Origin of the sequence: Methylomonas sp. MS20, from assembly GCF_050275925.1 — a bacterium.
GTDB classification, from domain to species: Bacteria; Pseudomonadota; Gammaproteobacteria; order Methylococcales; family Methylomonadaceae; genus Methylomonas; species Methylomonas koyamae_A.
The window spans coordinates 2,463,342-2,472,395 of sequence record NZ_CP189962.1; the positions used below are offsets into that span (position 1 = coordinate 2,463,342).

Annotated in this window: 13 protein-coding genes; all 13 read left to right on the top strand. The window is 57.2% G+C overall.

Translation table 11 applies throughout. The features are described from left to right. Nucleotides 1-24 precede the first annotated feature (24 nt). The 13 genes from ACQE3D_RS10830 (at nt 25) to ACQE3D_RS10890 (ending at nt 9,037) form a co-directional block, all read left to right on the top strand. Entirely contained in the window at nt 25-366 is a 342-nt protein-coding gene (locus ACQE3D_RS10830) for a putative holin (protein ID WP_313727960.1), read from the top strand. Further along, nucleotides 366-1,040, top strand: a complete 675-nt coding sequence (locus ACQE3D_RS10835; RefSeq protein ID WP_313727959.1) for a transglycosylase SLT domain-containing protein — start codon at nt 366-368, stop codon at nt 1,038-1,040. The genes ACQE3D_RS10830 and ACQE3D_RS10835 overlap by 1 nt, the downstream gene beginning before the upstream one ends. After that, nucleotides 1,037-1,372, top strand: coding sequence for a DUF4406 domain-containing protein (locus tag ACQE3D_RS10840; RefSeq protein WP_313727957.1), 336 nt, complete (start codon nt 1,037-1,039; stop codon nt 1,370-1,372). Before ACQE3D_RS10835 ends, ACQE3D_RS10840 begins: the two co-directional genes overlap by 4 nt. After that, nucleotides 1,369-1,878: a hypothetical protein gene (locus ACQE3D_RS10845; RefSeq protein WP_313727956.1), complete on the top strand. Its 510-nt coding sequence runs from the start codon at nt 1,369-1,371 to the stop codon at nt 1,876-1,878. Before ACQE3D_RS10840 ends, ACQE3D_RS10845 begins: the two co-directional genes overlap by 4 nt. Next, entirely contained in the window at nt 1,856-2,188 is a 333-nt protein-coding gene (locus ACQE3D_RS10850; protein WP_313727955.1) for a hypothetical protein, read from the top strand. Before ACQE3D_RS10845 ends, ACQE3D_RS10850 begins: the two co-directional genes overlap by 23 nt. Nucleotides 2,189-2,190: 2 nt before the next feature. After that, on the top strand, nt 2,191-2,685 hold the full coding sequence (locus tag ACQE3D_RS10855) for a DUF1804 family protein (RefSeq protein ID WP_313727954.1): 495 nt from the start codon (nt 2,191-2,193) through the stop codon (nt 2,683-2,685). Further along, nucleotides 2,678-3,280 carry a hypothetical protein gene (locus ACQE3D_RS10860; protein ID WP_313727953.1) on the top strand — a complete coding sequence of 201 codons (603 nt, stop codon included), beginning with the start codon at nt 2,678-2,680 and terminating at the stop codon, nt 3,278-3,280. The genes ACQE3D_RS10855 and ACQE3D_RS10860 overlap by 8 nt, the downstream gene beginning before the upstream one ends. Then, a complete protein-coding gene (gene terL, locus ACQE3D_RS10865; protein ID WP_313727952.1) occupies nt 3,273-5,030 on the top strand; it encodes a phage terminase large subunit in 1,758 nt (585 codons plus the stop codon). Before ACQE3D_RS10860 ends, terL begins: the two co-directional genes overlap by 8 nt. Then, nucleotides 5,020-5,463, top strand: a complete 444-nt coding sequence (locus ACQE3D_RS10870) for a hypothetical protein (protein WP_313727951.1) — start codon at nt 5,020-5,022, stop codon at nt 5,461-5,463. The genes terL and ACQE3D_RS10870 overlap by 11 nt, the downstream gene beginning before the upstream one ends. Beyond that, the gene (locus ACQE3D_RS10875; protein ID WP_313727950.1) at nt 5,456-5,683 is read left to right on the top strand and encodes a hypothetical protein; all 228 of its coding nucleotides are present in this window, start codon (nt 5,456-5,458) and stop codon (nt 5,681-5,683) included. Before ACQE3D_RS10870 ends, ACQE3D_RS10875 begins: the two co-directional genes overlap by 8 nt. Next, entirely contained in the window at nt 5,680-7,248 is a 1,569-nt protein-coding gene (locus ACQE3D_RS10880) for a DUF935 domain-containing protein (RefSeq protein ID WP_313727949.1), read from the top strand. Before ACQE3D_RS10875 ends, ACQE3D_RS10880 begins: the two co-directional genes overlap by 4 nt. Before the next feature lie 203 nt (nt 7,249-7,451). Further along, nucleotides 7,452-7,763, top strand: a complete 312-nt coding sequence (locus tag ACQE3D_RS10885) for a hypothetical protein (RefSeq protein ID WP_313727947.1) — start codon at nt 7,452-7,454, stop codon at nt 7,761-7,763. Next, the gene (locus ACQE3D_RS10890) at nt 7,760-9,037 is read left to right on the top strand and encodes a PBECR2 nuclease fold domain-containing protein (RefSeq protein WP_313727946.1); all 1,278 of its coding nucleotides are present in this window, start codon (nt 7,760-7,762) and stop codon (nt 9,035-9,037) included. The genes ACQE3D_RS10885 and ACQE3D_RS10890 overlap by 4 nt, the downstream gene beginning before the upstream one ends. Nucleotides 9,038-9,054 lie beyond the last annotated feature (17 nt).

Below are 9,054 nucleotides of genomic sequence, written 5' to 3' on the forward strand. Positions count from 1 at the left end.
TTGTTTTTAACGTAGGAGACTGAAATGAAATTACCGAGATTGTCTGTTTGGGCCGGCGTCAGCCTGGTGTTGCTGGGCGTGATTCTGTGGCTGTTTCCGCAACAGATCGGCGTGGCGCTATTTAAGGTCGTGCTGGTGACGACCGCCGGGGTGGTGGGTTATTACCTGGACCGCTCGTTGTTCCCATATGCGCGTCCTGATGGGTATCTGCGGCATCACCCCGACGGCCGTTATCACGCCGAGTGCAGTGCCGAAGATGCCGATTTCCAAGTCAACGAGGGTTATCACTTGGTCTTCGCCCTAGCGATGATCCGTCGAGCGCTGATCGTGGCCGCCGCCATGTTGGCCGTGAGCTTGGGGGCGTGATGCAACGCCGTCAATTACATTTAGCCGCCATCGCGCGCGAGCTGCTGGCGATGGCCGGCAGCATTGTCGTGATTTGTCTGGTCGCGCAATTCTGTGCCAGCCCGGCCCATGCGGCGCCCGTGCCGCGCGCGGCCGTGGCGTACCGTGCCGATCTAACCCGCATTGCCCATGCCGAATGGGGTTTGGATGCGCCGGTGGCGGCGTTTGCCGCGCAGGTGCATCAAGAGAGCGGTTGGCGACCGGAGGCGGTGTCCCGCGTCGGCGCCAGGGGTATGGCGCAGTTCATGCCAGCCACAGCGGCGTGGTGGTGCCAGGTGCAGCGCCTGCCGGCCGAGGATTGCCAGCCAGCGAATCCGGTGTGGAGTTTGCGCGCTCTGGTCGGTTACGACCGTTGGTTGTACCAGCGCGTAAAAGGCGATAACGCGTTCGACAAGCATTGGGCGGCGCTGCGCGCTTACAACGGCGGCCTGGGGCACTGGTTGAACGAGGCCAAAGCGGCGCCGTCGCTCAAGCGCGCCGAGGTGGACGGCGTGTGCGGAGCGGCCAGCCGTTCGGCCGTGCATTGCGCCGAAAACCTGGGTTATCCACGGCGCATTCTTTTGAATCTACAACCTCTCTACGCCGCTTGGGGCGGGTCTGCCGTGAGCGAAGTCGAAGGGGAGGTTACTCCATGACCGATCGACTACGCTCAGGGCAGGTCCGTATTTATCTGGCCGGCCCGATGTCCGGCATCGCAGACTTCAATTATCCGCAGTTCAACGCCACCGCCGAGCAGTTGCGGGCCAAGGGTTTTATCGTCGAGAACCCGGCCGAGAACCCGGTTCCCCAGTGCGGCACCTGGGCGGGCTACATGCGCTTGGCAATCCCGCAACTACTGACCTGCGACATGATCGCGCTGTTACCCGGCTGGTCTGTCTCCAAGGGTGCGCGACTGGAATTCGACATCGCCACGCGCATCGGCATGCCGACGCGGATGGTCGAGGATTTACTGCAGGAGGCCGTATGAACCCGTTAGCGCTTGCAGCGTTGATTGGCCTGGGCCTGGGCGCCGGCGGCGGTTGGTTTTTTACCGATGCCATTCTCAATGCCGAAATCTCGCAAATGAAGGCCGATCAGGCGCAAGCCCTGGCCGCCGCCGAAACGCTGTACCGCGAACGTCATGACGCCGAAGCGCGGCGCGGCGATGCGTTGTCGGCGCAACTGGCACAAACCGAATCCCAATTGACCAATAAAACCCTGGAGGTGCAACGTGCGTTATCCAAAGTTACTACCGGCCGCGCTTGTTTTAATGCCGCTACTGTCCGCCTGCTCAACGGTGCCCCCCGTGACGATCCAACCGTACCCCAAGCCGCCGGCGCATCTGCTACAGAAGGTGGCGCCGTTGCCACCGATACCGACGTCGCCGGCTGGATCGGCGGCGCCCAGTACCAATACGACACCTGCCGAGCCCGGCTCGGCGCATTGATCGATTACGAGATAGGACGACCCGATGACCGACCAGACCAACAATAACGAAGTCGCGCTGGCGCAACAGATCGGTCATTTGACCGGTGAAATCCGCACTATGCACCAGGCGATACTTGCCAGTATCGAGCATTTGCGCGAGGACATGCGCCGGGTAGAGACGGCTAGCAATGCGCGTATTGATCGACTGGATGACAAGCTGACAGCCCGGCTGGATGCGGTGAACATCCAAATCACCGACCTGCAGAAAGAAGACAAACGCATCATTGCCAAAGTCGCCAGGATCGGCGCTTTCGGCGGCGGTGCCGGCGGCGCGCTGGTGGCGGGCATGGTTGAATTGCTGAAACGGATGAGTTGAGCATGGCGCACACGCCGGAAACGCGGGCCAACGTCCGCCGCATGTACGTGGAAGGCATGGCGCTGACGGCCGCCGCCGCTTGCGCCAACGTGAGTTACGACACGGCGCGCGAATGGAAACGGCTGGGCAAGGAGCGCGGCGACGATTGGGACACGGCGCGGGCGGCGTATCGCGTCAGCGAGCAAGGCATCGACGAGCTCAATAAAAACATGATTGAGGATTTTGCGCGGATGGTGTTGACGACGACGCGCGAGCTGGATAACTCGCTGATCCCGGCTCAGGACAAAGCCGGCGTTCTAGCCCAACTCGCCGACGCCCATGCGAAATTTGCAAAGTCTTTCAGCCGCATCAATCCGCAGTTTAGCGGGCTGAGCGTGGCGCTGGACGTGCTAAAAATGATCGTCGATTTATTGCAAAAGTGCGACCCCCAGGCGTTGCGGGCTTTGCAGCCGCATTTGGAGGCGATTGGGGCGGCGTTGGGGAAGCGGTATGGTTAAACAAGTTGCCGTTTTATTTGCTCGCAAGGATTCAGTCTATAAAACCCTGGATGGTGTGGATGTTTGGGATGCGCAGCGTGACGCTACCAATTGGCCGGGCGGCTCTCCGGTCGTGGCGCATCCGCCATGCCGGGCCTGGGGTCAACTTAGTCACATGGCTAAACCTCGAATGGGTGAGAAAGAATTGGGAATGTGGGCTGTGGATATGGTTCGCCGATACGGCGGCGTATTGGAACACCCCAAGCAATCGAAACTGTGGCCGGCAAAACGCCTGCCGTTACCGAACGAAGTAGACGAATTCGGCGGTTGGACGCTGCCTATCTTCCAATGCAATTTTGGTCACACCGCTGAAAAGCCGACATTTCTGTATATATGCGGCATCAAACCAGATGCTATGCCGATGATGCCCATAATCCCTGGCAAAGAGGCATGCATTATCGGGTCGCACGGTCGCCGGTCGGACGGTAGTCGAATGCAGCCCGAGGATTACGGCTATAGAAAATCGGTTTTTCGGCCCGACAGGGAACATACGCCATTGCGCTTGGCTGAATGGCTGATCGACGTCGCTCGCCGTTGCGAGGCTCGTCATGTCTGAAACCCTCGACATCCAAGAAGTCCGCAACTGGCGCGAGTTCGAGAAAGAGCTGGCGGTGCTCGGCGAGCAAATCCGTCAGATGATTGAGCTGGAGGTCGAGGCGTTTGCAACAGATCCTGAGGCGACGAAGGCACGCCGCGAGCGCTGCTTGTTCGATTATCAATTTTTCTGCCAGACGTACTTCCCGCATTACGTGCCCACCGCGTTTTTTAGCGATTTTCATCGGTTTATTTTCAAGCGCTTGCCGGCATGTATCGATAGTGATCGAGATGCCCGCGAAGTGCACGAAGCGCCGCGCGGCGAGGCAAAATCGACGTATGAAACGCAATTGGGTCTGTTGTGGTGCATCTGTCGGGCAGTACTGATTGACGAAAAAGGCGGCACCCAGGCATTGGGATTACCCGCTAAAGCTAGAAAGCACATGATGGGCATCATCATGAATACCGAGGAACAGGCGGCTGAAATGCTGGAAAGCGTCAAGGCCGAACTGGATACCAACCCAAGGTTGATGATGGACTTTCCGGAAGCCTGCGGCCGGGGCCGGGTATGGCAAGCCACCACCGCCATCACCGCCGGAAACATCAAGATCAGGATCGGCGGTACCGGCAAGAAAATCCGGGGTATGAAGCATGGCCCACACCGGCCTGACCTGATCTTCCTGGACGATCTGGAGAACGACGAGAACGTCAAGGACAAAGGCCAGCGCGACAAGGTGCAGAAGTATGTACTCAGCGCGGTGCTGGGCTTGGCCGGTCCGGGCGGCGGCATGGATGTGTTTTGGGTCGGTACCAGTTTGCATTACGACGCGGCGATCAACCGCGTCAGCCGTGCACCTGGCTGGCGGCGCAAGGTGTTCCGCTCGATTCTGAAATGGCCGGACCGCATGGATATGTGGGAACACTGGGAATCGATATACACAAAGCCCGTTGTTGACGAAACCATCGAAGACAAAGATCAGATCGAGGGCGATGCTCTGATGTTTTACGAAGCCAACAAAGCCGAGATGGATGCGGGTGCCGAAGTAAGCTGGCCGGAAGTGCGGCCGCTGTACCGGCTGATGTGTATGCGGGCGATCAACCACGATGCATTTTCTCAAGAGCAGCAAAACGAAGCCGGAAACGATGAAAATGCACCGTTCAAAGATATTCAGTTCTGGGTCAATCGGCTATCTGACTGGGTGTTTTTTGGTTCGATCGATCCGTCTTTAGGTAAGAAAGGCACGGTCAAAGGCGACCCGTCGGCGATTCTAGTGGGCGGTTTGGATCGTAAAAAGATGGTGCTGGATGTGGTGGAAGCCGATATCGCCCGCCGCGTACCGGATTTGATCATCAGCAGGGCCATCGATCTTCAGGCGGAGTACGCCTGTTTGGCATGGGCCGTGGAAACGGTGCAGTTCCAGGCGTTTTTGCATAGCGAGTTGATCAAGCGCGCGGCGCTGTTGGGAATTGCATTTCCAGCCATTCCGGTAGTGCCGCATACCGATAAAGACCTGCGCATCATTGGCTTGCAGCCTTACGTTAACAACGAGCAGATTCGGTTGCACCGCAGCCAGTCCACGCTGATCGAGCAGTTGAAGTTCTGGCCGGAAGCGGACCACGACGACGGACCGGACGCGTTGGAAATGCTGTGGCAAATCGCCAAACAGTTTGGCGGCGAGTGGAATTACACGCCGGCGGGCAGCGGTCGCGGCCAGCGGCGCTCTACCAGTCGGGGAAATAGCGATTATGACGAGGATTGGGATGATGACTGATAGTGCAGAAAAATTGAATAACTTATTGGACTCAATAGCCCGCTTGTGCGCGTATTGGAACCGCTGGCGTGAGAAAGGGCATACGCCTGTGGGAGTCGGCGCAGCGCTGGCAACACTCGCTCAAGAAGTAGCAATGCATGTCGCGCGAAGTGATTTAGAACAGCTTGACCCGCGCGAATTAGAGCATCTAAACCACGTCGCGGTCTTGCGGATAGCGGCGGATTATTTAGATTGGCTGCATGTGAATAAGCGAGGTTCGACGTTCTCGACGTTTGTCGATGAATTCGGTTATGACTCTATGTTAGCGACAGCGGTTTTTAAGGCTGTCGGCACACTGATTCGAGAGACGGAATTTATGGCGTTTTCTGAGGGGGCGATCGGCGATGTTGATTATCCTCGGCCGCCTTATGTCGCGGAGGCGGAGGATGATTAAACAACCCAATGATAAGCGCCTTAGTAACGATGATTTCGACGCTTTGCCGGATGGCACAGAGATTATCGTGACCTGGCACGGTGGAAATGGTCCACTTCGATGCACGTTAACAGTGTCCGAAGATGGGCGCCGTTGTATTTTCGGAAAATATGGCGAATACATAGGCACGCCAGACCCTCTGTTGGATCACATAACGCTTGCTGATCGAGGTGACCAATGATTAAAAAAGCCAAAGCCGCCCTGGCGAAACTCACCCAGGTCAGCAAAAAAGGCTTGGAAAAGCTGCAAGCCGGCGCCCGCTCCACGCAAAGCACGCCGATGAATTACAACAGCGTCAACACGCTGGACCCAACCCGGCTGGCCAATGCGTTTGCCCAGGCCGACCAGGGTTACATCACCGACCAGGCCACGTTGTTCGAACTGGTCGAGGAGCAAGACGCGCACATATTCTCCGAGCTGGCCAAGCGCCGCCGCGCGGTGACCGGTTTGGGTTGGGATTTGCATCCGCAGGACGATGCGACGCAAGCCGAGATCGATCGCACCAAGGAACTGATGGACATGCTGTGCAAGATCGATAAGTTCGAGGATGCGCAGTATGACCTGACCGATGCCATCGGCAAGGGCCTGGCGGCGCTGGAGATCGAGTGGCGTACCGGCGCCGAATGGGTGCCGGCGGCATTGCATTGGGTGCCGCAGCGGGAGTTTCAGATTGACGTCAAAACCGGCGATCTGATGTATCGGCGCATGGGCATGCCGGAGCCGTTACGCGAGTGGGGCTGGGTGATTCACGAGCACCGCGCCAAGTCTGGGTACATCGAGCAGGCGGCGTTGTTTCGGGTGCTGGCTTGGACTTATGCGTACAAGGCCTACAACGTGCGCGACATGCAGCGTTTTTTGGAGGTTTACGGCATGCCGCTGCGGCTGGGCAAGTATCCGGCCGGCATCGACAAGGAACAGCGCGACACGCTACTGAAAGCGGTACGCAACATCGGCAACGACGGCGCCGGCATCGTGCCTAGCACCATGAGCATCGATTTTATTACCCAAACCTCGACCGGCAATGTCACCGACTTTTTAAACGCCATCCAGTATTGGGAACGCAAGCAATCGATGGCCATCCTGGGCGGCACGCTGACCAGCCAGGCCGACGGCAAGACCAGCACCAATGCGCTGGGCGCGATTCATGACAAGGTCCGGCGCGAAATCATGTTGCACGACGTGCGGCAGATCGACCCGACCATCAACCGCGACATCGTCCGTCCGATTGCCCTGCTGAATGGCATGTTTACCGAAGACCGCATGCCGGAAGCGCGGCACGATACGTCTGACGAAGTCGATCAAAAGGCGATGGCCGAGGTGCTGGATTTGGCGGCGGCTATGGGCATGGAGATTGATGTCGATTGGGCGCATCAAGCGTTGCAGATCCCAAAGGCGGGTAAGGATGCGAGGATTTTGATGGTATCGGGTAAGTCGCCGGCGCCGACGCCGGCCGGCGCGGCGTTATCCCGGCCCGCCGTGAGCGTAGTCGAACGGCTGGCGGCCCTGGCCAAGCAGCAGGCGTCCGGCGATATCGCCGGCAATTATAGCCAGCAGCTGGCGGCATTATGCATGCCCCACGAAGAGGCGGCGATTCAGCAAATTGCGGCGGTGGTCGCGGCGGCGGGGTCGTTTGATGATGCCATTGCAGGGATTGAGGCGTTGAATTTGGACAGTCACGCCTGGGCTGGGGCGTTGCAGTTGGGCATGGCAGCGGCGCATTTGGCGGGGCGCGGCGATGTTGATTAAGAAATGGGTTTTTGATTTCGAATATGCGGTGTTAATCGTCAAAGTTTCGAATGAGTTATGGTTCGACACACTACAAACCGGCACGCGTGTTAACCATCTTTTTCGTATTGGATATTACACGCCGGTCGAATATCAAAACGTAAACGTCATAACCATTACGCTACCGTTTATTTCTCTAAGGCTGGCATTTTGAGAGGTTTTCAATGAGCAATGTGCATATCGAATGGACGCAGGGCGTGGCGCGGACGTTCGATCCTGGCAAGCGTTTCGAAGATGCGGCGCCGTTCGTGTCCGTCGTGAAATTGGACAAAATCGGGCCGGATACGGTGCTGCTGTCGGCGGATTTGTCGCAACGCAAACTTAGTCGCGGCGATATCGCCGATTTGAAAGCCGAATTAACCGCAGCCGGGTTTGAGTTGGTGCATTGCTGGCGCAAGATCGGCCGCAAAGTACCGTACGGCGGCCGGGTAATTCGCACCAAGGGCCAACTGGCGCTATGGGAGATACCGTTGTGACGGATTCGCCTGCCAAGCTGCCGTTTAAAGAGGCGATTGATTTTTACAAAGCCAAAATCAGGTTACCGACGGCCAGTTGGACGGATATTTGGGAACAACAGCATAGCCACGCGTTTGTGGTAGCTGGCGCCGCGCACGATGCGTTGGTCGAGGATTTTTATAACGCGATCCATGACGCCAAGCAGAACGGCGGCGGGTATGAAGATTTTCGGCAGCGGTTTGATGAGATTGTGACCAAGCACGGCTGGAGTTACAACGGCTCGGCGGGCTGGCGCAGCAAGATCATCTACGACACCAATATCAACCAGTCGTATAACGCCGGGCGCTGGCAGCAAATACAGGCGGTCAAGCACTTGCGGCCGTATTTGGAGTATGACCATACGTCCATTGAGCATCCAAGACTAGAGCATAAGGCGTGGGACGGTTTGATTTTTTCGGTCGATGATCCGGTAGTTGATGTGATTTCGCCGCAGAATGGTTGGGGCTGTCGGTGTCGCTGGAATTCGTTGTCACGATACGAGGCCGAGCAGGCGTGGACGATTAAAGGCATGTCTGGCCCTGACAAGTTGGAGCTCGAATGGGAAACCAAGACGGTCGGCACCAAAGGTGCGTCGCCGCGCACTGTGCGGGTGCCGAAAGGCATCGATCCTGGGTTTGCTTATAACCCCGGCAAGGCGTATCTGGAGCCGCTGACGGTGCCGCCGTTGACGGGCGCGGACAATGTATTGCAGCAACGGCAAAAGCCGTGGCCAACCGATTTTGTTAAGCCCGGCAAGACCAAGCCAACTAATGTTTCGTCAAAGATCATCAATCCACCTGGGGCGGTGCCTGAAGAGGCCGTTGCCGAATATCTCGACATTTTTGGCGCGACTATGGATCAAGGCGTGGCGTTTACAGATGCAGCTGGGAGTACGTTGGCGATTACCAAGGCGTTATTTCAAGACGGCAAAGGTGAGTTCAAATGGTTGGCCAGCGAACGCAAAGCCGAACGGTTGCGATACATCAATTTGATGGCAATGGCGTTGATAGAACCGGATGAAATTTGGTGGCTATGGGTAAAAGATCATCACGAAAAAGGCAAATGGCGGCTAAAACGTCGCTATCTGAGGGCTTTTACGGTCGATGGCGACACAACCTATGCCGTGACGGTATTCGAATGGGGCAGCAATGGCTGGATAGGTTCTACAACATTCATGACGAATCAACCGACCGAAGCTTTGCGCGAGGAGTATTTTGATAAACAGCGCAACGGGCGGTTGGTATTTAAGAAGTGAACTTGGCTTCTGCACAA